At 68.9% G+C, this 25,509-nt stretch carries 24 protein-coding genes, 1 pseudogene and 1 riboswitch; of the genes and pseudogenes, 4 read left to right on the top strand and 21 right to left on the bottom strand.

What is annotated here, in order from left to right; genetic code table 11:
- Window positions 1-54 precede the first annotated feature (54 nt).
- Both C3E87_RS09490 and C3E87_RS09485 read right to left on the bottom strand, forming a co-directional pair.
- Window positions 55-216 carry a hypothetical protein gene (locus C3E87_RS09490; RefSeq protein WP_158069068.1) on the bottom strand — a complete coding sequence of 54 codons (162 nt, stop codon included), beginning with the start codon at window positions 214-216 and terminating at the stop codon, window positions 55-57.
- Between the two features lie 71 nt (window positions 217-287).
- A riboswitch (cobalamin riboswitch) is annotated at window positions 288-422 on the bottom strand.
- Window positions 423-427: 5 nt separating this feature from the next.
- A complete protein-coding gene (locus C3E87_RS09485) occupies window positions 428-925 on the bottom strand; it encodes a hypothetical protein (RefSeq protein ID WP_143570973.1) in 498 nt (165 codons plus the stop codon).
- 86 nt (window positions 926-1,011) lie between these two features.
- On the opposite strand from C3E87_RS09485, the gene C3E87_RS09480 reads away from it, so the two are divergent.
- Together C3E87_RS09480 and C3E87_RS09475 are read left to right on the top strand one after the other, a co-directional pair.
- Window positions 1,012-2,184, top strand: a complete 1,173-nt coding sequence (locus C3E87_RS09480) for a pyridoxal phosphate-dependent aminotransferase (RefSeq protein WP_076062017.1) — start codon at window positions 1,012-1,014, stop codon at window positions 2,182-2,184.
- A 72-nt stretch (window positions 2,185-2,256) separates the two neighbouring features.
- Entirely contained in the window at window positions 2,257-3,624 is a 1,368-nt protein-coding gene (locus C3E87_RS09475; RefSeq protein ID WP_076062015.1) for an HNH endonuclease signature motif containing protein, read from the top strand.
- Here the strand turns inward: C3E87_RS09475 and C3E87_RS09470 are convergent.
- On the bottom strand, window positions 3,621-4,247 hold the full coding sequence (locus tag C3E87_RS09470; RefSeq protein ID WP_233120773.1) for a DNA-3-methyladenine glycosylase: 627 nt from the start codon (window positions 4,245-4,247) through the stop codon (window positions 3,621-3,623). The two genes, C3E87_RS09475 and C3E87_RS09470, sit on opposite strands and share 4 nt — an antisense overlap.
- A gap of 61 nt (window positions 4,248-4,308) precedes the next feature.
- On the opposite strand from C3E87_RS09470, the gene C3E87_RS09465 reads away from it, so the two are divergent.
- Complete coding sequence (locus tag C3E87_RS09465) at window positions 4,309-5,052, top strand: glutamine amidotransferase (RefSeq protein WP_076062013.1); 744 nt, start codon at window positions 4,309-4,311, stop codon at window positions 5,050-5,052.
- Between the two features lie 4 nt (window positions 5,053-5,056).
- On the opposite strand, the gene C3E87_RS09460 is transcribed toward C3E87_RS09465, so the two are convergent.
- From C3E87_RS09460 to C3E87_RS09440, 5 genes are all read right to left on the bottom strand, one after another.
- Window positions 5,057-5,617: an RpiB/LacA/LacB family sugar-phosphate isomerase gene (locus C3E87_RS09460; RefSeq protein WP_076062079.1), complete on the bottom strand. Its 561-nt coding sequence runs from the start codon at window positions 5,615-5,617 to the stop codon at window positions 5,057-5,059.
- A 5-nt stretch (window positions 5,618-5,622) separates the two neighbouring features.
- On the bottom strand, window positions 5,623-6,657 hold the full coding sequence (locus C3E87_RS09455; protein WP_076062011.1) for an ABC transporter permease: 1,035 nt from the start codon (window positions 6,655-6,657) through the stop codon (window positions 5,623-5,625).
- A 12-nt stretch (window positions 6,658-6,669) separates the two neighbouring features.
- Window positions 6,670-7,686 carry an ABC transporter permease gene (locus tag C3E87_RS09450; RefSeq protein WP_076062009.1) on the bottom strand — a complete coding sequence of 339 codons (1,017 nt, stop codon included), beginning with the start codon at window positions 7,684-7,686 and terminating at the stop codon, window positions 6,670-6,672.
- 1 nt (window position 7,687) lies between these two features.
- Window positions 7,688-9,190 carry a sugar ABC transporter ATP-binding protein gene (locus C3E87_RS09445; RefSeq protein WP_076062007.1) on the bottom strand — a complete coding sequence of 501 codons (1,503 nt, stop codon included), beginning with the start codon at window positions 9,188-9,190 and terminating at the stop codon, window positions 7,688-7,690.
- 69 nt (window positions 9,191-9,259) lie between these two features.
- A complete protein-coding gene (locus C3E87_RS09440) occupies window positions 9,260-10,327 on the bottom strand; it encodes an autoinducer 2 ABC transporter substrate-binding protein (protein WP_083665530.1) in 1,068 nt (355 codons plus the stop codon).
- Between the two features lie 171 nt (window positions 10,328-10,498).
- Here C3E87_RS09440 and C3E87_RS09435 point away from each other — a divergent pair, with 171 nt between their 5' ends.
- Window positions 10,499-11,503: a LacI family DNA-binding transcriptional regulator gene (locus tag C3E87_RS09435; protein WP_158069067.1), complete on the top strand. Its 1,005-nt coding sequence runs from the start codon at window positions 10,499-10,501 to the stop codon at window positions 11,501-11,503.
- On the opposite strand, the gene C3E87_RS09430 is transcribed toward C3E87_RS09435, so the two are convergent.
- From C3E87_RS09430 to C3E87_RS09370, 13 genes and pseudogenes are all read right to left on the bottom strand, one after another.
- A complete protein-coding gene (locus C3E87_RS09430) occupies window positions 11,491-12,345 on the bottom strand; it encodes an aminodeoxychorismate lyase (protein WP_076062003.1) in 855 nt (284 codons plus the stop codon). The two genes, C3E87_RS09435 and C3E87_RS09430, sit on opposite strands and share 13 nt — an antisense overlap.
- Before the next feature lie 25 nt (window positions 12,346-12,370).
- Window positions 12,371-13,468, bottom strand: a complete 1,098-nt coding sequence (locus C3E87_RS09425) for a PLP-dependent cysteine synthase family protein (protein ID WP_076062001.1) — start codon at window positions 13,466-13,468, stop codon at window positions 12,371-12,373.
- A gap of 22 nt (window positions 13,469-13,490) precedes the next feature.
- Window positions 13,491-14,342: pseudogene (locus tag C3E87_RS09420) on the bottom strand (phosphoribosylaminoimidazolesuccinocarboxamide synthase); the annotation flags it as partial.
- A 239-nt stretch (window positions 14,343-14,581) separates the two neighbouring features.
- Window positions 14,582-15,322 (bottom strand): sirohydrochlorin chelatase, encoded by a 741-nt coding sequence (locus C3E87_RS09415; RefSeq protein WP_076061997.1) that lies wholly within the window; start codon window positions 15,320-15,322, stop codon window positions 14,582-14,584.
- Window positions 15,322-16,617, bottom strand: coding sequence for a sulfate adenylyltransferase subunit 1 (locus tag C3E87_RS09410; RefSeq protein ID WP_076061995.1), 1,296 nt, complete (start codon window positions 16,615-16,617; stop codon window positions 15,322-15,324). Before C3E87_RS09410 ends, C3E87_RS09415 begins: the two co-directional genes overlap by 1 nt.
- A complete protein-coding gene (gene cysD / locus C3E87_RS09405; protein WP_198928267.1) occupies window positions 16,617-17,516 on the bottom strand; it encodes a sulfate adenylyltransferase subunit CysD in 900 nt (299 codons plus the stop codon). The genes C3E87_RS09410 and cysD overlap by 1 nt, the downstream gene beginning before the upstream one ends.
- Entirely contained in the window at window positions 17,513-18,229 is a 717-nt protein-coding gene (locus tag C3E87_RS09400; protein WP_076061991.1) for a phosphoadenylyl-sulfate reductase, read from the bottom strand. The genes cysD and C3E87_RS09400 overlap by 4 nt, the downstream gene beginning before the upstream one ends.
- Entirely contained in the window at window positions 18,226-19,893 is a 1,668-nt protein-coding gene (locus C3E87_RS09395) for a nitrite/sulfite reductase (protein WP_076061988.1), read from the bottom strand. Before C3E87_RS09395 ends, C3E87_RS09400 begins: the two co-directional genes overlap by 4 nt.
- Window positions 19,894-19,987: 94 nt before the next feature.
- On the bottom strand, window positions 19,988-20,389 hold the full coding sequence (locus tag C3E87_RS09390; protein WP_076061986.1) for a hypothetical protein: 402 nt from the start codon (window positions 20,387-20,389) through the stop codon (window positions 19,988-19,990).
- Window positions 20,390-20,452: 63 nt separating this feature from the next.
- Entirely contained in the window at window positions 20,453-21,883 is a 1,431-nt protein-coding gene (gene purB / locus C3E87_RS09385; protein WP_076061984.1) for an adenylosuccinate lyase, read from the bottom strand.
- Between the two features lie 108 nt (window positions 21,884-21,991).
- The gene (locus C3E87_RS09380; protein ID WP_076061981.1) at window positions 21,992-22,852 is read right to left on the bottom strand and encodes a MaoC family dehydratase; all 861 of its coding nucleotides are present in this window, start codon (window positions 22,850-22,852) and stop codon (window positions 21,992-21,994) included.
- A gap of 3 nt (window positions 22,853-22,855) precedes the next feature.
- Window positions 22,856-24,241: a 3-oxoacyl-ACP reductase gene (locus C3E87_RS09375; RefSeq protein ID WP_076061979.1), complete on the bottom strand. Its 1,386-nt coding sequence runs from the start codon at window positions 24,239-24,241 to the stop codon at window positions 22,856-22,858.
- Between the two features lies 1 nt (window position 24,242).
- The gene (locus C3E87_RS09370; protein ID WP_143570972.1) at window positions 24,243-25,484 is read right to left on the bottom strand and encodes an acetyl-CoA C-acetyltransferase; all 1,242 of its coding nucleotides are present in this window, start codon (window positions 25,482-25,484) and stop codon (window positions 24,243-24,245) included.
- Window positions 25,485-25,509: the final 25 nt, after the last annotated feature.

The following is a 25,509-nucleotide window of genomic DNA, read 5'->3' as shown; positions in this document are numbered from 1 at the left end:
GAACCGGTGGCGAATTCCGTCGCGCAGCCGCCCAGGAGTTCACCGGCCCCGGGGTCAACGAGGGACCCAGACGTTGTCGTCGTAGATGCATTCGAGCACGTCCGTGTCCGTGAAGGTGAACTCGGTGTCGGCCCGGGCGACCGGCGGGAGCGAGAGCCCCAGGGCGAGGGTGAGGGCGCCCACGAGGGCGCGTTTGATGATGGTGGCGTGTTTCATGCTGCCTGTCCTTCTCGCGACGAGCGTGACCAGGGCAGCAGAGCCGCACCGGACGCAGCTCGCTATCCGCGGCGAGTACTGATTCCTGGAACAGGTTTTGGTCCGGCTCGCCGGAGTGCGGGACTCCGGTCACGGTTGCGGGTCAGCCTGGGATTTGCACCCAGTTCGCCACCTGTCTGGGCAGCACCCTATCCCTTCTGTGCGGACGGGGTCAGGCGGCGAAGGCCGCCACCAGCTCTTCCAGGCTCACCTGCGGTTCACCCGCGACGGTGCCGTCCGGGTTGACGTCGACCTGGTGCAGCGCGTCGTCCGAATGCCAACAGACGCTCCAGTCGACCCGGGCCGTCAGGAGTTTCTCGATGGTGCGGTCCACAAGCTCTCCGGCTTCAGTGACCGAACAGTTGAGCCCGAGCGTCTCCTCCTGGCCCATCAGGAACACGGCGCAGGAATCCTCGTACCGGAAGGCGAAGATCGACTGGGTCTCGCCCAGCGGCGCGATGACCTGCAGGTGCTCGGTGGCTGCCGCCACCGTCGAGGCCAGCTGGCGTTCCAGCCCTCGGGCGCTGTTCGTGGAGACGGCCGGCGACAGCGGGAGATCCTCCGGCGTCATACCCAGCAGGCTGAGCGCGAGCCGGCCTTCTTCCCCAGAGGCCAACAGTTCCAGGAACTGCGGCAACGCCAATACAACTGCACCTTCGGATGTGGTCATCTTGCCCCCCAAGAATCGACACGGGTGGAAATCCACCGATTATCAACAATAACAGCCTAGAATGCCCGCGCGATACGCTCTGCTGCATGCCTTCCCGTCGCTCTGCAGTGCCACCGTTCGAGGTGATGACCGTCCTGGACCAGGTCGCCACGATGCGCGCCGCCGGCCGCGATGTGATCTCCCTCTGCGCCGGCGAACCCGCGGGCGGTGCGCCAGCGGCCGTCAATCGCGCCGCGGCAACGCTCCATGCTTCGGGGCGGGTGTTCGGGTACACCTCGGCGCTGGGCATCTGGCCCCTGCGCGTGGCCCTCGCAGAGCACTACCGACGCTGGTACGGGCTGGACATCGACCCTGCCCAGGTGGCAGTCACCACGGGTTCATCAGGAGGCTTCCTCCTGACCTTCCTGGCCGCGTTCGAGGCCGGTGACCGGGTGGCGCTGGCGCGCCCGGGCTACCCGGCCTACCGCAACATCCTCACGTCGCTCGGGTGCGAGGTGGTCGACATCGAGTGCGGCCCCGACGTGCGGTTCCAGCCGACCGTCGAGCAGCTCGCCGCAGCACACGCTGAACGGCCGTTGCAGGGGCTGATCCTCGCCTCCCCTGCCAACCCCACCGGGACCATGGTCAGCCGCGACGAACTGGCGGCCCTGGTGGACTGGTGCCGGGCCGAAGGCGTGCGGTTGATCAGCGATGAGATCTACCACGGCGTGACGTACCCCGTCGGCGGCCACCGCGGCACCTCCGCCTGGGAACTGAGTGGGGACGCCGTCGTGGTGAGTTCGTTCTCGAAGTACTGGGGCATGACGGGCTGGCGGATCGGGTGGTTGCTGCTGCCTGCCGACCTGGCCCCCGCGGTGGACGCGCTGGCCGGCAACCTCGCCCTCTGTCCCCCGGCACCGGCGCAGTACGCGGCGCTCGAGGCATTCACCGACGAGTCCTACGCGCAGTGCGACGCCGCAGTCGCCGGGTTCGCGGGGGCGCGCGGGCTGCTGCTGGCCGCGGAGGACCGGCTGAACTGGGGCGTGGCTGCGCCAGCGGACGGCGCCTTCTACTACTACGCGGACCTCGGCCCGCAGCTGGAGCGCTGGGCCGACTCTGGGGCCTACGCCTCGGCGCTGCTGGAGGCTACCGGGGTCGCCGTGACGCCTGGACGGGATTTCGACACCGTGCTCGGTGACCGCACCGTCCGGCTGTCGTTCGCTGCCGGCGCCCCCGCGATCGCTGAGGCGATCGAGCGGATCGTGGCCTTCCAGTCCTAGCCGGTCCTGGAGTTATCCACAGCTGCATCGATAGCCCTTGTGAAGATCGCCGGGGGCTCTATCTTTTAGAACATGCACGTGAATCGACGCAGTACTCAGGGGGCCCTGGAGGTCGCCCGGGAGGCGTTGTCGTCGATCGATCACAGCGAGCGCGAGGGGTTGACCGCGGCGGAGTTGGTGGGGCTGATGCAATTGGCCCGCAACCTGGCGGACCGGTTCTCCGCCTTGGCATCGACGGTGACCAGCGAGGTGGACCGCCGCAGGTCTGCGCGGGAGGCCACCGGCACGGAACTGACCGCGTTGATCTCCACGACGGAGGGCCTGGATTCACGGGATGCAGCGGGTCAGGTGTTTCAGGCGGCGGAGATCAGCAGACACGAACCCGTGCGCGACGCCGCCCTGGCCGGCAATATCTCACCGAAGCAGGCCGTCGCGGTGGCCAAGGGCATGGCCACACTCCCCGAGTTGCCGGTGGAGATTCAACGCAAGGTCGAAGAGGCCTACGTCGGCAGGGCGCTGGAGATCGGCGCCACACCACGCAAATTGAGGGACATCGCGCCCTTGGTGCTGGCGGAGGTGGCGCCGGAACTGCTCCCCTCACGGGAGTCGGCGCAGGAGCACTTGGCCGCCCAGGCGGAGCGCGCCAGGGCCAGGCGGTATTTCGACTACTCGGACGACGGTGCGGGTGCGGTGAAGTTCCACGGCTGCCTACCCGAACTCGAGGCCGTGCCACTGTTGAAACTGGTGGAGGGCTACGTCGAGCGTGATCGCCGCGCCCAGCGCCGCCGGTTGGCCGGGCTGGCAGGGGCCAGGGCCAGCGCCTCGGACATCCGATCCCAGCGGGTGCTGGACCTGAACCGGACCCCCGGGCAGCGTCGCGCCGACGCCCTCCTCGCCCTGGTCGCCGACCACAGAGAGAGGCCGGTCACCTCCGGAGACCGGCCACGAGTTGTCGTTGAGATGACGCTCCAGGAGCTGCGGGGGCAGGCGGAGGAAGCCCGGCTCCTGCCTGAGGGGAAGCAGGTCGCGGCAGGGGACCTGCGGCGGCTGCTGTGTGACGCCGACGTGATGCCCGCCGTCCTGGGTGGCCGCTCCGAGGTGCTGGACGTTGGCCAGGCGCAGCGGCTGGTGACCCCGGCGATGCGACGGGCGTTGACAATCCGCGACAAGGGCTGCATCTTCCCCGGTTGCTGCAAACCCGACGCCTCATGCGAGGCCCACCACGTGATCCCCTGGTGGGCCGGCGGTGCCACCTCGCTCCGAAACCTGGCGTTGTTGTGTCCCTTCCACCACTCCCAGGTCGAACCGGACAGGTACCGGCGATCCGATCAGTGGAAGGTCATCATGGACCCCCTCACCCAAAGGCCCAGAGTCGTCCCGCCCGACAGGCATTCGGTGTTCACCCGTAGGGGATCAGGATCGGCCAGGGGGCCCGACTAGGCGCGCCCGCGGGAGACGGTGGGGTCATCGGCGATGGAGAACCGCAGCGGGTAATCCGTGGCCACGCTGATGCCCACGCGCGGACCGGACACTGTCACGGGCGCGGGGCCGGTGCGGGGGCTCAGGAGCAGCCCGGTGGAGCCGTCGAGCGGCGCCCCGGTGTCCGCGAGCGTGATGCCCATGGCCACGGTGAGCCTGGCCGGGCCTGCGGCGAGGTCGTGATCGGTGCGGGTCCGCCCCTGCGCGGAGCGGCGGGCACGCGCTGTGTCCACTCCCTCGACGACCTCCCCGGCGCGCACCAGCACACCGGTGGCCGTGCCCTCAGGTCCCACCTTGATGTTGAAGCAGGTGTGGAGCCCCATATGCCGGTAGACGTAGGCGTGCCAGGGTGGGCCGAACATCGCCGCGTTGCGCGGGTTGGGGCCGCGGTAGGCGTGCGAGGCCGGGTCGTGCGGCCCCGCGTACGCCTCCACCTCCGTGATCCGCAGGGTCACCGGCCCCGGTTCGCGGTCGACCGTGAGGTGGGCGCCCAGCAGGCCCCGGGCCTCCCGGGCCACGAGGTCGAGGGCCGCCAGGGCGTCGGCACCCAGGTGGGTGAACAGGATGTCGCGGGGAACCAGCACCCCTCCGACTCTACGTGTCTCCGCTAGCCTGAGAGCCAGTTCAATGACGAGCGGAGGCAACATGAGCAGGGTGTTACTGGCGGGCGAGTCCTGGGTCAGTGCCGTGGACGACCACAAGGGCTACGACGTCTTCCCCCATACGCAGGTCCACATCGGCTGCGCTGAACTGCTCGTGGCGCTGGCGGAGGCGGGGCACGAGGTCACCCACCTGCGCTCCCACGACGTGGCCACGGATTTCCCCCTCACATTGGAGGGCCTGGAAGCCTACGACGTGGTGATCCTCTCCGACGTCGGCGCCAACACCCTGCTCCTGCCGCCGGTCGTCTTCGAAGAGGGACGGAGGGCGCCCAACCGGCTGAAACTGCTCCGGGAGTGGGTGCTGCGCGGCGGCGGCCTGATGATGGCGGGCGGCTATCTCAGCTTCCAGGGCTTCCAGGCCAAGGCCAACTACCACGACACCGCCGTCGAAGAGGTCCTCCCCGTCACGATCCTCCCCTACGACGACCGCGTGGAAGCACCGGAAGGGGTGGAGGGCACCGTCGTCGTCGCGGACCATGACGTGACCCGCGGCCTCGATGGCACCTGGCCCGCGATCCTCGGCTACCAGAAGCTCACGGCGCGCGAGGACGCCACCGTGCTGGCGGAGGTCGAGGGGCGGCCCCTGCTGGTGGTGCGTCAGATCGGGGCCGGCCGCACCCTGGCCTACGCCTCTGACATCTCGCCGCACTGGGCGCCGAAGGAGTTCATGGCGTGGGCCGGGTACGGCCGTCTGTTCGGGAATGCGGTGACCTGGCTGGCGGGGTGACAGCCTAGAACGACAGGCGCTCGGGCTCCGGCCCGAGATCCGCCTCCTGCGGGTCCACCACCTGGAAGCCGTTGGCCTTGTAGGCCTCGTAGTCGAAGTTCTCGCACTCGTCGTAGCCGATGCGGTGGTAGTCGTAGAACCCGTCCCAGTCCTCGTAACCGTCGCCGAGTTCGGTCTCGAGGAACGCGTCGGCCATCGCCATCCCCAGGCGCGGAGCGATCCAGAAACCGCCCATCGCCAGCAGGTTGCAGTTGTTGGCGGCAGCGGCGCGCTTGGCGCTGTGCACCGTCTCGGCGACGGCGGCGTGCACGTGCGGCACCTTGCTGGCGGCGACATGGATGCCCATGCCGGTGCCGCAGAAGGCCAGCGCCTTGGTGAACTCCCCTTCGGCGAGCTTGGACCCGACCATGAATCCCACCCGGTGGTACATGGGGAGCCCATCCTTGAGCGGGGTCAGGTCGGTGACCGTCCAGCCCTTCTCCTCCAGGTGCTTCTTCACATGCTCCTTCAGGGGGAACCCGGCGAAGTCCGCCCCCATCACGACACGGCGCTCCTCAGTGGCCATCTCGATCACTGCTCCTTTCTCTTCCTGAAGCGGCTCCAGAAGTCACGGCCCAGGTCCTGCGTGCTGATGACGGTCAGCAGCACCGCTCCCCAGATGAGGGGGCGGTAGAAGTTGCTGATGTCGGGGAACATGTTGAGGCCCGACGACAGGATCTGGAGGATGGCGATGGCCAGTACGACGCCGATGAGCTTGCCGCTGCCGCCGTTGGGGTGCACCCCACCGAGCACCACGATCAGGATCGTCAGCAGCGTGTAGGCCACGCCGTAGTCGGCCTTGGCCGAGTTGTAGTTGGCCAGCATGACCAGGCCCGCCATCGCGGAGGCGAGGCCGGAGATCATGTAGGTGCGCAGCAGGAGGCTGGTGGCGTTGAGGCCACTGAACTTTGCGGCGGTGGCGTTGCTGCCGAGCATGTAAAGCTTCGAGCCGAACGCCATTCGATGCAGGATGAACCAGATGATGACCGCCACGACGACGAACACCACGAGTGGTGTGGGGACGCCGAGGACCTTCCCCCCGAACGTCTCGCCGTAGACAGGCGGCAGGCCCGACAGCGGCTTTCCCGCGGTGATGATGATCGCGATGCCGGTGAAGAGTTCGAGGGTGCCGAGCGTGACCAGGATCGCGGGGATCCGTACCTTGGCCACGAGGAACCCGTTGAAGAGCCCGGCCAGCGCTCCCATCACGAGGGAAACGACGACACCCACGGCGACACCGGTGGCCTGTTGCCCCGTGTCTGCGCCGGCCGGTGCCATGGTGAGCATGATGGACGCGGCGGCGATGGCTGTCATGTTCGCGATGCCGACCGACGACAGGTCGATGCCACCGGTGATCATGGTGAGCATCACGCCCAACGCCATCAGGCCGTACTCGGGGAACTGAACACCCATGGACTGCCAGGTGCCCACGCTGATGAACGCGTCGGTCTTCACGATGAGGAAGAACGCCGTCAACGCGATGAGGATGCCGAAGAGCCGGATGAGGTGCGCGTCCCGGGTGACCCGGGCGCGGCGCCGGCTGGTGGAAACGGTGGCTGTACTCATGTCAGTTGCCTCTCACTCCGCCACCAGACGTTGCCGTCTGCGTCTACGCGTCAACTGCACGGCGGAGATGCCGGTGCCGACGATGATCAGCATGCCGAGGGCGAACCGCTGCCAGAAGGTGGGGATACCCATCAGGATCATGGAGTTCTGGACGATGACGATCAGCAGGGTGCCCAGCATGACGCCGGTCAGGGAGCCGGTGCCGCCGGTGATCGCAGTGCCACCCAGCACGACGGCGGCGATGACCATCATCTCCATGCCGAGCAGGTTGGTGGGGTGCATCTGCCCCATCATCGAGGTCCGCACCAGGCCGCCCAGGGCGGCGATGACGCCGACGATGACGTAGAGCCAGAATTTGATGTTGCGGACCTTGAACCCCGCACGGATGGCCGACGACTCATCGCCGCCGATGGCGTAGATGCCGCGGCCGAACATGGTGTAGCGCATCACGAAGAAGACGATGACCACCACGGCCACCAGGATCAGGAACGACACGGGCATCGACGACGTGAGCCCCGACGTCGGGTTCGTCGCCGTGAAAAGCGTCGCCCGGCCGAAGTCCTCCATGGACTGGGGCAGCTTGGGGATCTGCACCGATGACAGCGCGCCCTGCATGACGCCGGAGAAGACGTTGGCGGTGCCGAGCGTGATGATAAGCGTGGGCACCGCCACCGCCAGCCTGGCGGTGAACACGCCGTTGAACGCACCGAGCAGCGCGCCGAGGACGATCACCAGCGCAAACGGGATGAGGATGCTGCCCTGGAACCCGCTGTCCACGAGGTACCGGGTCACCGCGTAGACCGCGAGCGAGGCCAGCGCGGGGAACGACACATCGATGCCGCCGGACACCAGCACCATGTAGGTACCCACCGCGAACAGGCCGGGGACCACCATCGCGTTGGCGAGGTCGACGAGGTTGTTGGGGGTGAAGAACTGACCGCTGCGGGCCTGGATGATGAGGCTCACCACCACGATCACCAGGAAGACGTAGAATTCGTTGGCGCGGACGACCTTGTTCAGGAGACCCATGTCAGTTCTCCTTCGTGGCGCCGGTGATCATGGCCGACAGGTCGTGTTGTGAGATCTCCGTGGGGTCCACCTCGGCGACGATGCGGCCCTCCTGGAGCAGCAGCACCCGGTTGGTGACGCGGAGCAGTTCGGGGATGTCGTCGGAGATCACGATGATGCCCATGCCTGATTCGGCCAACTCCTTCAGGATCACGTGGATGTCGTGCTTCGAGCCGATGTCCACACCGACGGTGGGGCCGTTGAGGATGAGGACGTCCGGGTCGGTGGCCAACCATTTGGCCAGCACCACGCGCTGCTGGTTACCACCCGAGAGCGTGTTCACCGCGTTGTACGGGTTTTTCGTCGCGATGGCCAACTCGTCGACCCAGCGGTCGACCTCAGCCTGACGACGGCCCGGCCGGGTCACTCCCATGCCGGTGGAGAGCTTGTCGATCTCGGAGATCACGATGTTGTCCCCGATGGACCGCTCGAGCATGAGGCCCTCACTGAGGCGGTCCTCGGGCACGTAACCGATCCCGTTGGCGATGGCGTCGCGGATGCTGCGGAGCGTGACGGGCTTCCCGCCCACCTTGAGTTGACCGCTGTCGGGGGTGAACACGCCGAAGAGGGTGAGGGCGAGCTCGGTGCGGCCCGAGCCCAGGAGGCCGGTGACACCCAGCACCTCGCCCTTGCGCAGCGTGAAGCTCACGTCGTGGAACGCGTCCTTGAGGCTCAGGCCCTCGGCTTCGAGGGCGATCTCGCCAGGCCCACCCGTCGGCGCGGTGGTCTCCTCGCTGACGTCGCGGCCCGTCATGTACTGGGCGAACTTCTGGTGCGTGAGTTCCTCCGGGAGGGAGGTGATCACGAGCTTGCCGTTGCGGATGATCGTGAACCGCTCCGAGATCTCGAAGACCTCATCGAGTTTGTGGCTGACGAACAGGATCGCGATGCCACGCGCCTGCAAGTCGAGGATGACCCGGAACAGCGCGGCGACCTCGCGGTCGGTCAACGCGGTGGTCGGTTCGTCCATGATGATGAGTTTGGTGTCGGTCAGCAGAGCCCGGGAGATGGCGACGAGTTGCTTGTCCGCCACCGACAGGTCCGAGACGCGGGCGTCGAGGTCGATCGAGAAGTTGATCTTCTTGACGGCCTTCTCCGCGATCTGCCGGAACCGCTTCCAGTTGACGAACGTGCGCCGCTCGGACAGTTCGCTGGTGAGGGCCAGGTTCTCCATCACGGTGAGGTTCGGGAACACCGAGAAGTCCTGGTAGATCACCTGGATGCCGTGGTGGATCGCCTCGATGGGTGTGAGCTTCGAGTGCGAGCGACCGTTCAGGATGATCTCGCCCTCGTCGGGCTCATACACACCGGAGATGACCTTGATCAGGGTCGATTTCCCTGAGCCGTTCTCGCCGGCAAGGCAATGGATCTCGCCGGGATGGATCTCGAAATCGATGTGATCGAGCGCCTTCACTCCCGAGAAGGCCTTGCTGACTCCCCGGACCGCGATCACCGGTTGCGTCATTGTTGTTCCTCCAGAGGTAGGGGCGTACGGGGCCCGGTGCGGACCCCGTACGCCTTGGGTGCGGGTGGATCAGAAGCCGAGGCTGTCGACGTTCTCCGCGTTGATCACGATCCAGCCGGCGCCCTCGAGTACCTTGTCGCTCCCCTCGGCGAACTTGAGGTCCTCGTAGCCCTTGACGCCGAGGTCCAGCCCGTCCTCGATCGGGGTCCCGTCGAGGACGGCCTTGGCCAAGGAGGCCATGGCGTAGCCGGCATCGGCCGGATCCCACAGGGTGAGTGCGGCGACGAGGCCCTTCTCCAGGATCTCCTTGTTGGCGGCGGGCATACCGGTGCCCGCGGTGAAGACCTTGCCCTTGAGGCCGAGTTCCTCGATGGCCCGCGCGACGCCGGGGGCGTCGAACGACGAGGTGCCCATGATGCCCTTGAGCTCGGGATACTTCTTGAGCAGTTCCTTGGCCGTCTGGTAGGCGACTTCGCCGTCGTCCTGCGACTCCACCCGGGCCTCGGCCTCGAGCAGCGTCATGTTGGGGTACTTCTCCTTCTGGTGCGCGACGCCGCCGTCGGCCCATTCGTTGTGGGACGCATTGGTGACGTGGCCGACCATCGTCGTGTAGACGCCCTCTTCGCCCATGGCCTCGGCGAGGTTGTCCATGATGAAGCCGCCGTAGGCCGTGTTGTTGAAGGCCTCGATGTCGTACTGGGTGTTCTGCTGGCTCGCGCCCTCGTGGGTCACGACGACGATGCCGGCGTCCATGGCCTCCTTGAGGACAGGCTCCAGTGCCCCGGGATCGACCGGGACCACGCCGATGGCGTCGACCTTCTGCGCGATGAGGTCGCGGATGACCTGGGCCTGCATGGTGGCGTCGGTCTCCGAGGGGCCCTTCTGGTAGACGTCCAGGCCAGAGTCCGCGGCGTACTTCTTGACGCCCTCCTCCATGCGGACGAACCAGGGGTTGGTGGAGTCCTTGGGCACGATCACGATGGTGTACTCGCCACCGCCGTCGCCGCCCGCGCCGGTGGATTCACCGGCCGCAGGTGCTCCGGTGGAGGTGGTGTCCCCACCACCTCCACAGGCGGTCAAGCCGATCGCAGCCGCGCCTGCGAGGCCGCTGATCTGGATGAAAAAGCGCCGCTTCATGAGTGGGTCCTTTCGACGGTCAATCCGGCAACACTGCCGTGATTGAAGCGCTTCAAATGTCTTGCGCAAGAATGTACTCTCACATTCGAGGGCCCGGAAGGGCTCCGCGAAGATCGATGCATTTCTGTGACATTCATCGGAGCAGCCATGAGAGATACCGTTCCAGACCAAGTGGCCCGCCTCAGAGTCAGCATCGCTGACGTCGCTGCCCGGGCGCGCGTCTCGACCGGCACCGTGTCCAACACGCTGAACCATCCCGAACGGGTCACGGGGACGACCCGTGAACGCGTCATGGCAGCGGTGCGCGAACTGGGATTCATCCCCAACCAGTCCGCCCGCGTCCTCACGGGTGCGCCGAGCAAGACCCTCGGGCTCGTGGTGGTGGACGTGCTCAGCCCGTTCTATATGGAGGTCGCCCACGCGGTGGAGCGCACCGCATCCGCGGCCGGTTACGTGATGATCCTCTGCAACTCCGAGAACGAGCACGACCGCGAGGCGGAACTCCTGCAGGTCCTGACCGCACAGCGGGTGGCGGGCGCCCTCGTGAGCCCGGCCGGCGGCGGCTCCCCCGCCGCGGAGGCCGGCACGCCCACCGTCCTGATCGACTACGAGGACGACGACCACCCCTGCTCGGTGCGGGTGGACCACGTCGCCGGGGGCCGGATGGCGGCGCAGCACCTGATCGGCCTGGGGCACCGGGACATCGCCTTCGTCGGCGGCCTCCCCACGCTGCGGCAGTTCGAGGAACGCGTCCGCGGTTGTCAGGAGGCGATGGCCGACGGCAGCCTGGACCCAGGCACCCTGCGCGAGATCCGCAGCGACGGCATCGGCATCGAGTCCGGCAGGTTGAGCGCCGGGGCCATGCTGGAGGCGGGGACACTGCCCACCGGCATCATCTGCGGCAACGACATGCTGGCCTTCGGCGTCTACCGCGGCCTCGCGGGCGCCGGTGTGCGGGTGCCGGAGGACGTCGCGCTGGTCGGCTACGACGATGTCGACTTCGCCGCGAACTGGATCGTGCCGCTCACCTCGGTGCGTCAGCCCACCCGCGACATGGGCGAGACCGCCGCGCGGCTGCTGATCGACCACGTGACCCATCCCGGGCACGAGCACCAGAGGGTGGTGCTGGAACCCGTGCTGGTGGTCCGCCGGTCGTCGGGCTGCTACGAGGAGTAGCCGGGCATCTTCAGCAGGCGGCACACGTCGTCGTGGAGCGGCGACACGGGCAGCTCACGGCCATCGGCCTGCGTGACGCGCGCGGCCAGACGGCCGCTGGACAACAGCCAGACACCCCGGGCCCGGAAGAGGTCCTCGCGGGTGATGGGCTTCACCTCCACGCTCAGCCCGGCCGCGGGGCCCTCGTCGAGCAGCTCGGCGATTGTGATGGAGCGCAGGATGCCCTCGAGCGGCGGCGTGGTGAGCACCCCGTCGAGGTCCAGCACGACGCTGGAGGTGGGGCCCTCGAGGATGGTGCCCGACGGGGTGATGAAGATGACGTCGTCCGCGCCGTTGGCGATGGCGTAGCGGCGCGCGGCCATGTTGATGCCGTAACTCAGGGACTTGGCGCCGGGCAGCAGCCATGGCAGGTCGACGATGCCGGAGCCTTCAAAGCCGCGGTCGAGCATCAGGACGCGCACCCCGTCGCGGCGCTCGCGCAACGTGCGCTCGTCCATGGGGGCGGCCATGACCCAACCGTTGGGCTCCTCGATGCCCTCGGCCCCACGGGTCATGATGAGGCGCAGCACTGCTTCCCGGTCGGCGTGCCAGTCCCACGCCCGCACGACGGCCTCGATCGCCCGCCGGTAACCGGCGGCATCCGGCGCAGGCAGGTGCAGGATCTCGGCAGACCTCGCCAGACGCGCGAGGTGTTCCTCGACATGGAGCGCGGCCCCGTCGACGGCGAGCAGCGCGTCGAACACCCCGTCGCCCCGGACGACGCCCTGGTCGTCTGCGCGGACGATGGGCTGGGAGGGGTCGATGATCGTGCCGTCAAGGAGTGCAACCATGCGGATAGCCATGGCTGGCACTCTACGCGGCCGCCGCTCAGGCGGGGCCTGCCTGGCCGAGGAGGTCCTCGGCCTGCCGCCGGTGGGCGGCCGGGTCGATTCCGTGCTCGGCCAGCCAGGAGTCGTGGCCGTAGGTGGCCGCGTAGCGCTCGCCGGAGTCACAGATCAGCGACACGATGCTGCCGCTCTCCCCCGCCTCCTGCATCTGGCGGGCGATCTGCAGGGTGGCCCACAGGTTGGTGCCGGTGGAGGGCCCGACGGTGCTTCCCAGCACGCCGGTGACGGCCCGGGCCATCGCGACGGAGGCACTGTCCGGCACGGCGATCATGCGGTCGACGACCCCTGGGACGAAGCTCGGTTCCACCCGGCTGCGGCCGATGCCCTCGATGCGCGAGCCGCGGTCCGTGTGCACGCCAGGGTCGCCGTCGCGCCAGCCGGGCAGGAACGCGGAGAAGTCCGGGTCTGCCACCGCGAGGCGGGTGTAGTGACGGCGGTAGCGCACGTACCGCCCGATGGTGGCGGCCGTGCCGCCGGTGCCGGCGCTCACCACGACCCACGACGGGATGGGATGACGCTCAAGCTCCAGTTGGGAGAAGATCGAATCGGCGATGTTGTTGTTGCCCCGCCAGTCCGTGACCCGCTCGGCGTGCGTGAACTGGTCGAGGTAGTGCCCCCCGGTCTCGCTGGCGAGGCGGGCGGCCTCGTCGGAGATGGCCGTCGGGTCGTCGACGAGGTGGCAGGTGCCGCCGGCGCGTTCGATGAGGCCGATCTTCTCCCCACTGGTGGAACGCGGGATGACGGCGATGAACTTCAGCCCCAGCAGCCGCGCGAAGTAGGCCTCACTGACGGCCGTGGAGCCGCTGGAGGATTCGATGACGGTGGTGTGCTCATGGATCTGCCCGTTGCACAGCGCGAAGAGGAACAGCGAGCGCGCCAACCGGTGCTTGAGCGAACCCGTGGGGTGCGTCGACTCGTCCTTGAGGTAGATGTCGACGTCGGGGTAGGCCCGCAGCGGGAGCCTGAGCAGATGCGTCTCCGCGGAGCGGTTCGCGTCGGCCTCCACCTTGCGGATGGCCTCGTGGACCCAGGCGCGGTCCACGGCGTCCGAGCGGTCGATGTCCTGGCCAGGTGTCATGTCAGGCCGCCGTGAAGTCCTCGCCCGTCAACCGGCGGTAAGCCTCGAGGTAACGGCTGCGGGTGGCGTCGACCACGTGCTCGGGCAGTGCCGGCGGCGGGGTGTCGGAGGCCCTGTCCCAGCCGGAGTCCTTCGCCAGCCAGTCACGCACGTACTGCTTGTCGAAGCTGGGCAACGACTCGCCCGGCGCCCAGAGGGCCGCGTCCCAGAAGCGCGACGAATCCGGGGTGAGCACCTCGTCGGCCAGCACCAGCGTGCCGTCGGGGCGGCGGCCGAATTCGAACTTGGTGTCGGCCAGGATGATGCCGCGCTCTGCGGCGATCTCGGCTGCCCGCGAGTAGATCCGCAGCGTGAGGTCGCGCAGCTGTGCAGCGAGCTCCTCGCCGTGGATGCCGGCGATGGTGGCGTAGTCGACGTTCATGTCGTGCTCCCCCATCGGCGCCTTGATGGCCGGCGTGAAGATGGGCTCGGGCAGCTTGTCGCCGTCGCGCAGGCCCTCGGGCAGCGGCACCCCGCACACCGTGCGCGACTCCTGGTACTCCGTCCATCCGGACCCGGTGAGGTAGCCGCGCGCGACGCACTCCACCTCGACCATGTCCAGCGACTCCACCAGCGTGGCGCGGCCGGCAACCGCCTCGGGTACCTCCGTCGAGACGACGTGGTTCTCGACGAGGTCCGTGAGCTGGGCGAACCACCACAGCGACAACTGGGTCAGGATCGCGCCCTTGTCGGGGATGAGCGTGCTCAGCACGTGGTCGTAGGCCGAGATGTTGTCCGTGGCGACCATCAGGATGCGGCCGTCCGCTTCGTACAACTCGCGGACCTTGCCCGCGTGCAGGAGGGGGAGGTTGAGGAGGTGCCCGTACTGACTCACCGGGTGAGCGTACCAATCCCCGCGCCGTCGCCCTGCGCCTGATCGAAGTCCTCTTCGATCAGCGCCCTGTTCACCGCACCGCCCGTCATGCCCCCGGCTCCCAGCCCGCCGCGCATGTGCGCCGCCTAGGGGTTGTGTGGGCTGCCAATGTCCACCACGAGGACCCGACGACCGGCGTGCCCATGCCGGAGATCTGCCAGGCATTCTTCAGAATCGCCTGAGGGCGCACCGAGGCCCCGTCAGGCGACCAGCGCTGGCGCCGCCGGATCCGCGTGCCGCGGCACAGTGACGGTGTGGTCCCCGTTCACCCGCGCCACCAGGAGATCCGCGAGGGCCCCGGTGTCGCCGAGGGCGCCGGGCACCATGTCGATGCCGAGCGCCGCGCACCGCTCAACCATGCGGTCGCGCAGGATGCCCTCCGCCACCATGAAGCTCACCGCGACCACCCGCGACGCCTCGTCGCGCAGGCGCGGGACGACCTCTTCGACGGCGTCCCCACCGTCGAGCGCCGCCACGGCCCAGCGGCCCCAACCCAGCCGGGGCGAGGCGGCGATGGTCTCGGCCACCGCAGTCACGGCGGGGCGGTCGGAGGATCCTGCGACGAACACCAGCACCGCGGTGTCCGGTTCCGGCGGCACACCGGCCGCAGCGAGCGCCTCCTCGCAGGCCGCGAGCAGGCGAGAGTCCGGGCCGAGGGGCGGCGTCGGCGTCACCGGGGAACCGTGCGCCCCGAGCGCCGCCACGGCGGCCGGGATGTCGACCCTCGCGTGGTAGGCCTTGGTCAGCAGCACGGGGGCCGCGACGGCGGGCCGGCCCTGCAGTGCGTGGGCCACGTCATCGATCGTCGGGCCGTGGTGGTCCAGGTACGACGTGTGCACCTCGCGGCCCGGCTGGCGCAGCCGCACGGCGTCGGCGATCCGCTCGATGGCGGCCGCGTGGCGCGGGTCCGGCGAGCCGTGCGCGATGAGCACGACGTCCATCAGATCTCCGCCCCCGCGTAGCGGTCCGGGGCGTCTGCCATCCCGGCGGCCATGGTGGCACCGTCGGCTTCGTCGATCAACAGGAACGCTCCGGTGCGCCGCAGCTCGTGGTAGTCGTCGATGGGCAGGTCGTCGGCCAGCCGGATGCGGACGCGGCCGATGTCGTTGAGCTCCAACTGCTGAGGGGCTCGGGTGTATTCGACGGCCTCGATGTCGAGCTGGTCCAGGATCTCCTCCACCAACGCGCGGACGGTGCGGGTGCCGGCCCGCAGAAGCACGCGGTCGCGGGGGCGCACCGGACGCTCGGAGAGCACGCACACCATGCCGCTGACGGTGCGGGTGACGTGCCCGGGCGCTTCCGCAGAGGCGAGCAGGTCGCCGCGCGAGATGTCGATGTCATCTGCCAACCTGACCGTCACGGACTGCGGCGCGAAGGCCTCAGTGAGCTCGCGCACCGTGCCGTCGGCCTGGCCCTGGTCGATGCCGATGACGCGCGAGCGGCGGCCGGAGGGCAGCACAGCGATCTCTTCGCCCACCCTGACGATGCCGGCAGCGATGCGCCCCGCGTAGCCCCGGTAATCGCGGTGCCCCTCGGATTGCGGGCGGAGCACTGCCTGGACGGGGAGCCGCAGCGGCTGAGTAGCCGGGTCTGTGCCCACCGGCACCGCTTCGAGGTGCTCGAGCAGAGTGGGGCCCGAGTACCAGGGGGTGTTGGCCGAGCGCTCCACCACGTTGTCGCCCAGCAGCGCCGAGAGCGGCACCGCCAGCACGTCCTGGATGTCGAAACGCGCGGCCACTGTGCGGGCATCGGCGACGATCTCGGTGAAACGGGCCTCGTCCCAGCCGACGAGGTCCATCTTGTTCACCGCGATCGCCACGTGCCGCACGCCGAGCAGCCCGGTCACCGCGAGGTGCCGGCGCGTCTGTTCGACGACGCCGTGGCGCGCGTCCACCAGGATCAGCGCCAGCTCTGCCATCGAGGCGCCCGTGACCATGTTGCGGGTGTACTGCACGTGGCCGGGGGTGTCGGCGAGTACGTAGGAGCGGTTCGCCGTCGAGAAGTAGCGGTACGCCACGTCGATGGTGATGCCCTGTTCGCGCTCGGCGCGCAGACCGTCGGTCAGCAGCGCCAGGTCCGGGCCCTCGAGCCCCCGCTCGCGGGAAACCCGGTCCACGGCGTCGAGCTGGTCCGCCAGCACGGATTTCGTGTCGTACAACAGCCGGCCCACGAGCGTGGACTTGCCGTCGTCGACGGAGCCCGCGGTGGCCAGACGGAGAAGGTCATGCGTGCTCATCAGAAATACCCCTGCTTCTTACGGTCTTCCATCGCAGCCTCGGAGAGGCGGTCGTCGGCACGCGTGGCGCCGCGTTCCGTGATCCGCGAGGCAGCCACCTCGAGGATGACGTCCGACACCTCGCGCGCGTCGGATTCGACGGCGCCGGTGCAACTCATGTCGCCGACGGTGCGGTAGCGCACCGTGCGGGTCTCGAGCGTCTCCCCGTTGGTCGGGCCGCCCCAATCGCCTGGCGCGAGCCACATGCCGTCACGCTGGAACAGTTCGCGTCGGTGGGCGTAGTACAGGCTGGGCAGTTCGATCTGCTCCCGCTCGATGTAGCGCCAGACGTCCAGCTCCGTCCAGTTGGACAGCGGGAACACCCGCACGTGTTCGCCCGGGGCGTGCCGGCCGTTGTACAGGTCCCAGAGTTCGGGGCGCTGCCGACGGGGGTCCCAGGCGCCGAACGAGTCGCGCAGCGAGAAGACGCGCTCCTTGGCTCGGGCCTTCTCCTCGTCGCGGCGGCCGCCCCCGAAGACGGCGTCGAACCGGCCCTTCTCAATGGCGTCGAGCAGCGGCACTGTCTGCAGCGGGTTGCGCGTACCGTCGGCGCGCTCGCGGAGCCGGCCGTCGTCGATGTAGTCCTGCACGCTGGCCACGTGGAGCCGGGCGCCAACGCGCTCGACCGTGCGGTCACGGTAGTCGAGCACCTCGGGGAAGTTGTGCCCGGTGTCGACGTGCAGGAGCGAGAACGGCAGCGGCGCCGGCGCGAAAGCCTTGAGCGCCAGGTGCAGCATGACGACGGAGTCTTTGCCGCCGCTGAAGAGGATCACCGGCCGTTCGAACTCGCCCGCGACCTCGCGGAAGATGTGGATGGCCTCTGACTCGAGGTGTTCCAGGTGACTCAGGATGTAGCTCATGTGTGTAGTCCGCATTCCGTCTTGTTCTTGCCCGACCAACGGCCGGCCCGGGGATCCTCACCGGCCGCGACCGGCCGCGTGCAGGGCTGGCAACCGATGGACGGGTAGCCCTTCTGGCGCAGCGGGTTGAGGTGGACGTCCTCCTCGAAGGCGAACCGTTCCACGTCGTCGTCCGTCCACGCCGCGATGGGGTTGATCTTGATCATGTCGCGCTTGGCGTCCCAGCCCACGAGCGTGATGTCCGTGCGGGTGGGCGCGTCGACGCGGCGCATGCCCGTCACCCAGGCGCTGTGCCCACTGATGGCGCGCTCCAGGGGCTCGACCTTGCGGATCGCGCAGCAGTTGTCGGGGTTGGACTCGAAGAGCCGTGGCCCGTGCTGCGCGTCCTGCTCGTCGACGGTGAGCAGCGGCAGGACCGTGCGGAGCCGGACCCGGCCGGCGTAGTGGTCGCGCGTCTCGAGGGTCTCCGGGAAGTGGAAGCCCGTGTCGAGGAAGAACACGTCGAGCGACGGGGCGCTCTGGGCGATGAGCTCGACGAGCACCTCGTCGCCCATGGACGAGGCGGCCGTCACATCGCCACCGAACGCGTCTGCCGCCCAGATGAGCACCTCGCGGGTCAGCGCCACCCGCCCGAGGTGCCCCTGATACCGCTCATCGGCCTCCAGCGCCGTGAAACGCGCCTGCGCCTCAGCCGCGGTGTCGATGAGGGTCATCGGAGGTCGTCCTCTTCTGCGCGGTGCGCCCACTGACGGAAGGATTCGCCGTCGATGCGCTGCGCGAGGAAGGTGCGCGCGAGCCGCTCGATGTACTCCGGCAGGTCTTCGGCGGTGACCTTCAGCGCCCGCGTCTTGCGCGCGAGCTGGGGCTCGAAGCCCAGGCCGCCGCCCAGGTGCACCTGGAAGATCTCCGTCAGGTTGCCGTCGGCGTCCTGCTGCACCATGCCCTTGAGGCCGACGTCCGCCACCTGCGTACGGGCGCAGGCGTTCGGGCAGCCGTTGACGTGGATGGTGAACGGTACGTCGAAATCAGGCAGGCGGGCCTCGAGTTCCTCGACGACGGTGCGGGCCCGCGCCTTGGTCTCGACGAGCGCCAGCTTGCAGAACTCGATGCCGGTGCAGGCCATCACGCCGCGGCGGAACTCCGAGGGTCGCGCCTGCAGGTCCAGCGGGTTGAGCGCCGCGACGAGGGCCTCCGTGTTCTCCGGGGGGACGTCGAGCACCAGCAACTTCTGGTGCGGGGTGAGGCGGACGCGCCCGGACCCGTACTGCAATGCCAGGTCGGCGATGCGCTTGAGACGCGTGCCGGATACGCGGCCGGCGATGGGGGCCACGCCCACCCAGAACAGCCCGTCGTTCTGCGGGTGGATGCCGATGTGGTCGCGGCGTGCCTGCGACACGTCGGGGGCCGGACCGTCCACGAGGCGGCGGTGGAGGTACTCGTCCTCCAACACCTTCCGGAACTTCTCAGGGCCCCAGTCCGCCATGAGGAACTTGAGGCGTGCCTTGTTGCGGAGGCGGCGGTAGCCGTAGTCGCGGAAGATCGACGTGACGCCGGCCCACACGTCGGGGATCTCGTGCAGCGGGACCCACGCGCCCAACCTCTGCGCGAAGATCGGGTTGACGGACAGGCCGCCGCCCACCCAGAGGTCGAAGCCGGGCCCGTGCTGCGGGTGCACCACGCCGACGAACGAGATGTCGTTGGCCTCATGCACGATGTCGAGCGTGGTGTTGCCGGAGATGGCGGTCTTGAACTTGCGCGGCAGGTTGGAGAACTCCGGGTTGCCGATGTAGCGCTCCAGGATCTCCCGCACGGCCGGGGTGCCGTCGACCAGTTCATTGGCCGCGATCCCCGCCACCGGGGAGCCGAGGATCACCCGGGGCACGTCGCCGCAGGCCTCGGTGGTGGAGAGCCCCACCGCTTCGAGACGCTCCCAGATCTCCGGCACGTCCTCGATGCGGATCCAGTGGAGCTGGATGTTCTGGCGGTCCGAGATGTCCGCGGTGTCGCGCGCGAACTCGGAGGAGATACCGCCGATCACCCGCAGCTGTTCGTTGGACAGGGCGCCGCCGTCGGAGCGCACGCGCATCATGAAGAATTCGGCGTCGAGCTCCTCGGGCGCCAGCGTGGCCGTCTGGCCACCGTCGATGCCCTCCTTGCGCTGCGTGTAGAGGCCCCACCACCGCATGCGGCCCCGGAGGTCGTCACCAGGGATCGACGCGAAACCCTGCTTCGAGTACACGTCGATGATCCGCTGGCGGACGTTCAGGCCGTCGTCGGCCTGCTTGAGTGCCTCGTTCGGGTTGAGCGGGGTCTTGTCGCCGTCCGCCCACGCGCCAGTCACCTGTACGCGCTTGGGCCGCGCTGCCACATCAGTCATGGGGGGTCCTTCTCTAGGGCCTTGTCACCCGCCCACAACCTCCCAGGGGGCCCACGTCATTCCCCACATCGCCTCCAGCGAACATGTCAATCGTTCAACTACGCGTCACGGGTACGCCCCGTGCGGTACCCCCGCCCTCGACGGCGATGCCGTGGATGCCGATGAGGCCGAGGAACACGGTGTCATAGGTGCCCCGCACCGTGACCTGCGCGCCCGAGGCCTGCGTGAGCAGGACGTCCGCGGTGTAGCCGGCTGCCTGGGCGAACCCGAGGGCCGCGCGCTTGCCGGCCGCGATGTCCAGCCTGACGCCGGCGTCCGTCAACGACACCTGGTGGGTGGCGGCGCGGGCTGCCTGGGCCGCGATCTCACGGGCCTCCTGCTCGGCTGCGGCGTGGCCGGCGAAGTCGACGCCGAGGCCGACGGTGACGATGAAGGCGGGGAGGGCCACCGCCGTCCAGACGGACAGCGACAGCCCTCTCTCGTTTCTGCGGCGCATGCCGCCATTGAACAGGCCTCCCGGGTCACCGTGTCCGGCGCCGCGGGTCAGGGTGTGGACAACTCAGAGCACGGCACCCGGGCGGTAGGCCGCGGCCTCGGGATCAGCCTCGACGATCTCAGCCACCCGGGCGGAGATGCGCGCCACCTGCGCCTGGGCCGTGCCGGCCAACTCGAGTGGGCTGCCCACGAGCCCGCCCAGTTCGTCGCGCGTGAGGCCGAGCCTGTCGTCGGAGGCCAGCCTGTCGAGCAGGTCGTTGGTGCGCGCGCCCTTGCGCAGATCCAGCGCCACGGCGACGGCGTGTTCCTTGATCGCCTCGTGCGCCACCTCGCGGCCGACGCCCTTGCGCACCGCCGCCATCAGCACCTTGGTGGTGGTGAGGAAGGGCAGGTAGCGCTCGAGTTCGGCCTCGATGACCGCCGGGAAGGCGCCGAAGTCTGCCAGCACCGTGAGGAAGGTCTCGAACAGGCCGTCGAGGGCGAAGAACGCATCGGGCAGCGCGACGCGGCGCACCACGGAACAGGAGACGTCGCCCTCGTTCCACTGGTCGCCGGCCAACTCCCCGAGCATCGAGACGTAGCCGCGCAGGATGACGGCCAGGCCGTTGACGCGCTCGCAGGAGCGGGTGTTCATCTTGTGGGGCATGGCCGACGAGCCCACCTGGCCCTCCTTGAAGCCCTCGGTGACCAGTTCGATGCCGGCCATGAGGCGGATGGTGGTGGCCACGTTCGAGGGGGCGGCGGCGATCTGCGCCAGGGCGGTCACCGCGTCGTAGTCCAGCGAGCGCGGGTAGACCTGACCGGTGGAGGTGAACACCGCTCCGAAGCCCAGTTCCTCGGCGATGCGGCGCTCCAGCTCGGCCAGCTTGTCGGCGTCGCCGCCCAGGAGGTCCAGCATGTCCTGCGCCGTCCCGACGGGGCCCTTGATGCCGCGGGCCGGGTAGCGGGCGATGAGGTTGTCGAGCCGGTCCAGCGAGACGAGCAGTTCGTCGGCGGCGGTGGCGAACCGCTTGCCGAGCGTGGTGAGTTGCGCGGCGACGTTGTGCGAGCGGCCGGTGAGGGGCTGGTCGGCGTACTGCGTGGCCAGGCGGGCGAGCTCGGAGAGCGTGGCGACGACGCGGACGCGCACCACCCGCAGCGAGTCGAGCACCTGCAACTGCTCGATGTTCTCGGTGAGGTCGCGCGAGGTCATGCCCTTGTGGATGTGCTCGAACCCGGCGAGCGCGTTGAACTCCTCGATGCGGGCCTTGACGTCGTGGCGGGTGACGCGTTCGCGTTCATCGATGGAGGCCAGGTCCACCTGGTCGACGACGCCCTCGTAGGCCGAGATGACCTGGTCGGCATCAGCGCCACCGAAGTCGACGCCGAGGTCGTGCTGGGCGCGGAGCACGGCGAGCCACAGCTTCCGTTCGGAGATGATCTTGGCCTCCGGGGCCCAGATCTGGCGCATCTGCGTCGATGCGTAACGGTTGGCCAGCACATTGGGGACGCTCATGGCGCGTAATCCTATCGTCCGGGCACCTTCGGACATTTGACCGCGCGAAAAACAGGCACCGTGCCCGGCAGGGGGCGACGTGTGCCTGTCTCGCACGCTCCAGCTATGTCACCGCGCGGTGAGCGCTCCCACGAGGTGGGGCTTGCCCTCTTTGTTCACCACGGCGAAGGTGGAGGTGCCGTCCTGACCCGCGGCGGTGAAGCCCACCTTGCCGGGCAACATGATGGGTTTGGCGAACTGCACCTGCACTTCGTACGCCTCCGGCAGGCGACCTCCCAGTGCGGCCACCGCCCGCGCGTGCGTCCACATGCCGTGGATGATCGGGCGCGGGAAGCCGAAGAGTCTCGCCGTGAGCGGGTACAGGTGGATGGGGTTCGAGTCACCGGAGACCTTGGCGTACTGCCGGCCGAGATCCGCGGGCAGCCGCCACAGTTGAGACGGCGCCGTCGTGGGCGCAGCCAGACGCACCGACTTCCCTGGTTCGCCGTCGACCTTCGCGCCGGTGGCCAGATAGTTGGAGGTGCCGCTCCACACCAGTTCGTCGCCCGCATGGATCTCGCCGACCATGTCGAACGCCGCGCCCTTCGCATGGGGCGCCAAGTTCTCCGTCCGCACCGACATCCTCAGGCGCTCCCCCACCCGGACCGCCCGGTGGAGACGCATCGTGTTGGTCACGTGCACGAGCCCCGCCAGCGAGAACGGGAAGTCGTCCTGCGCCATCAGCGCCGCCTGGAGCGGGAACGTCTGCACGTGCAGCCACGTGGCCGGCACCTCGTCGCGGAGGGAGAAACCGGTGACCCGGCAGTACTGGGCGAGCCGCGCCACGTCCTGCTGGTGGTCCATCACCAGGAAGGATCGGTCCGGCAGTTGGGCGCGTCGGCCCTTCTTGGTCACCGCACCGGTCAGGGCCTTGAGCAGCAACTTGTTGACGTCGGGCAGTTCCCGCAGCTCAATCACATCGCGTCCCATGGCTCACGCCCCCACGAGGTTCTGGCCACACACCCGGATGACCTGGCCGTCGACTCCGCCGGAGGCGGGGCCGCAGAGGTAGGCGAGCGTCTCGGCGACATCGACGGGCTGACCACCCTGGCTCAGCGAGTTGGTGCGGCGGAAGATCTCGCGCTGCAGGAACGGGATGGCCGCGGTCATCTCCGTTTCGATGAAACCCGGAGCTACCGCGTTGGTCGTGATGGGCCGGTCCTTGAGTTCGTCGCGCATCGCCCACACCAGGCCCATGACGCCTGCCTTCGAGGCCGCGTAGTTGGTCTGGCCCTTGTTACCGGCGACACCGGAGGTGGAGGCGATCCCGACGATTCGGGCCTCCTCGCTGAGCCCGCCGGGCACGTCGTTGTTCAGGAGGTACTCGTTGATACGCATCTCGGCGGCGAGATTCACGTCGAGGACGGAGCCCCACAGTTTCTCGTCGAGGTTGGCGAGCATCCTGTCGCGGGTGATGCCCGCGTTGTGGACGACGGCCCAGATTTCGCGGCCCGGGTACCGGGAGGCGACATGCGCAGCGATGCGGGCCCCCGCGTCGGGAACCGTGATGTCGAGCTGCAGCGCGGAGCCGTGCACCTCGTTGGCGACCTTGGCCAGCGCGTCCCCGGCACCGGGGATGTCGACGGCGACCACCAGGGCGCCGTCGCGGGCAAAGGTGCGTGCGATCGCCGCACCGATGCCCCGGGCGGCGCCCGTCACCACGACGATGCGGTCCGCGAACGGCCGGTCCGTCACGTCATGGGCGATCTTCGCCGGCCCGACGCGCCACGCCTGGCCGGAGACGAACGCCGAGCGGCCCTCCAACAGGAACGACATCGTCGACGCGAGGTCCGAGGCAGACGCCCCACCGCGCAGGAACACCAGGTTGGACGTGGCGCCGCCCCGCAGTTCCTTACCGACGGTGCGGTTGATGCCGTCGATCGCCTGGGCCACGGTCTTCGCCTCGAGGCCCTCGACCTCCGAGGCATCGGTGGCGAGGAGGATGACGCGCCCGGAGGGTTCCAGCCCGCGCATGACGGGGCGCAGCAACTGGCGCAGACCTTCCAGCTGGGTGATCTCCCGCAGCCCCGTCGCGTCGACGACGAGGGCACCCGGTCGTTGGGGATAGCGCGGCGCCTGGGCGCGCCCCTTCTCGTCCTTGGTCCGGTTGTCGGCCACGTCCAGCAGCGGCTCCCCTGGCGTCACGCCCAACAGCGCGAGCGTTTCGCGGGCGATGCCGCCGCCGTCGAGTTCACCCAGCAGCACCTCGCCCGTCGGCATGGTGCGGCCACGACGCAGGGCGGGGGGTTCTGACACGCCCAGCTTGCCGGCGACGAACTTTCCGGCGGGCGTGCCGTAGATCATTTCGAGGACGTCCATGTCAGGCCTCCAGAATGGCGACGATGCCCTGGCCACCGGCCGCGCAGATCGAGATCAGCCCGCGCGAGCCGGGCCCCTTGGCTGCCAGCATCTTCGCGAGCGAGGCGGCGATCCGGCCGCCGGTGGCGGCGAACGGATGCCCCGTGGCCAGCGACGACCCCTTCACGTTCAGCTTGGCGCGGTCCACTTCGCCCAGCCCCTGCTCCTCGAGCGACTTGAGGGTGGCCACCACGGTGGATGCGAACGCCTCGTGGAACTCGTAGAGGTCGAAGTCCTGCAGCGTGAGCCCGTTGCGCTTCAGCAGTTCCGGGATGGCCCGGGCGGGGGCCATCAGGAGGTCCTCGGAGCCGGTCACGTAATCCGACGCGGCGACCTGCGCATCGACGACCTTCGCCAGCACCGGCCACCCCTTGGCCCGGGCATGTTCCTCCTCCGCGAGCAGCACCAGCGCGGCACCGTCGGTGAGTGCCGTGGAGTTGCCGGCCGTCATGGTGGCGTTGTCCCTGCCGAACACGGTGCGCAGCTTGCCCAGCGCGTCCATGGTGGTCTCGGGCCGCAGGATGCCGTCCTTCGCGACCTTCAGATAGGGGGTGACGAGGTCGTCGAAGAAGCCCTCGTCCCAGGCCCCGGCGAGCCGCTGGTGCGACTGGTAGGCCAGCTCGTCCTGCTCTTCGCGACTGACGCCCCACTTGGTGGTGGTCATCGCCTGGGACTCGCCCATGCTGAGCCCGGTGCGGGGCTCCACGACGGCGGGCGGTACCGGCATCAGGTCCGCCGGGCGCAGCTTGCTCAGCGCGGCCAGTTTCTCGGGTACGTTCCTCGCCCGGTTCAGGGCGAGCAGGGCCCGGCGCAGCGGTTCGGTGACGACGATGGGGGCATCCGAGGCGGAGTCAACACCGCCGGCGATCGCCACGTCGGCCTGGCCGAGCCGGATCTTGTTCGAGGCGTAGACGACGGCCTCCAGGCCCGTTGCGCAGGCCTGCTGGAGGTCGCACGCCGGCGTCAACGGCGACAGTGCCGAGCCGAGCACCGCCTCGCGGGTGAGGTTGAAGTCGCGGGTGTGCTTCAGGACGGCCCCGGCCACCACCTCGTCGACCTTCTGCCCGGCCAGCCCGAAGCGGGCGACCAGCCCGTCGAGGGCGGCTGTGAGCAGGTCCTGGGCTGAGGCCGCGGCGTACTTGCCGCCGGCCTTGACGAAGGGGGTGCGGTTACCGCCGACCACCACCGCAGTGCGTGAGTTCATGAGGGATCCTCCGGAGCGCGGAAAC

The organism is Tessaracoccus sp. ZS01 (assembly GCF_022342445.1).
In the GTDB taxonomy this organism is placed as follows: domain Bacteria; phylum Actinomycetota; class Actinomycetes; order Propionibacteriales; family Propionibacteriaceae; genus Arachnia.
Note: the sequence above shows the minus strand (reverse complement) of the source record. Positions and strands in the feature narration are given on the sequence as shown.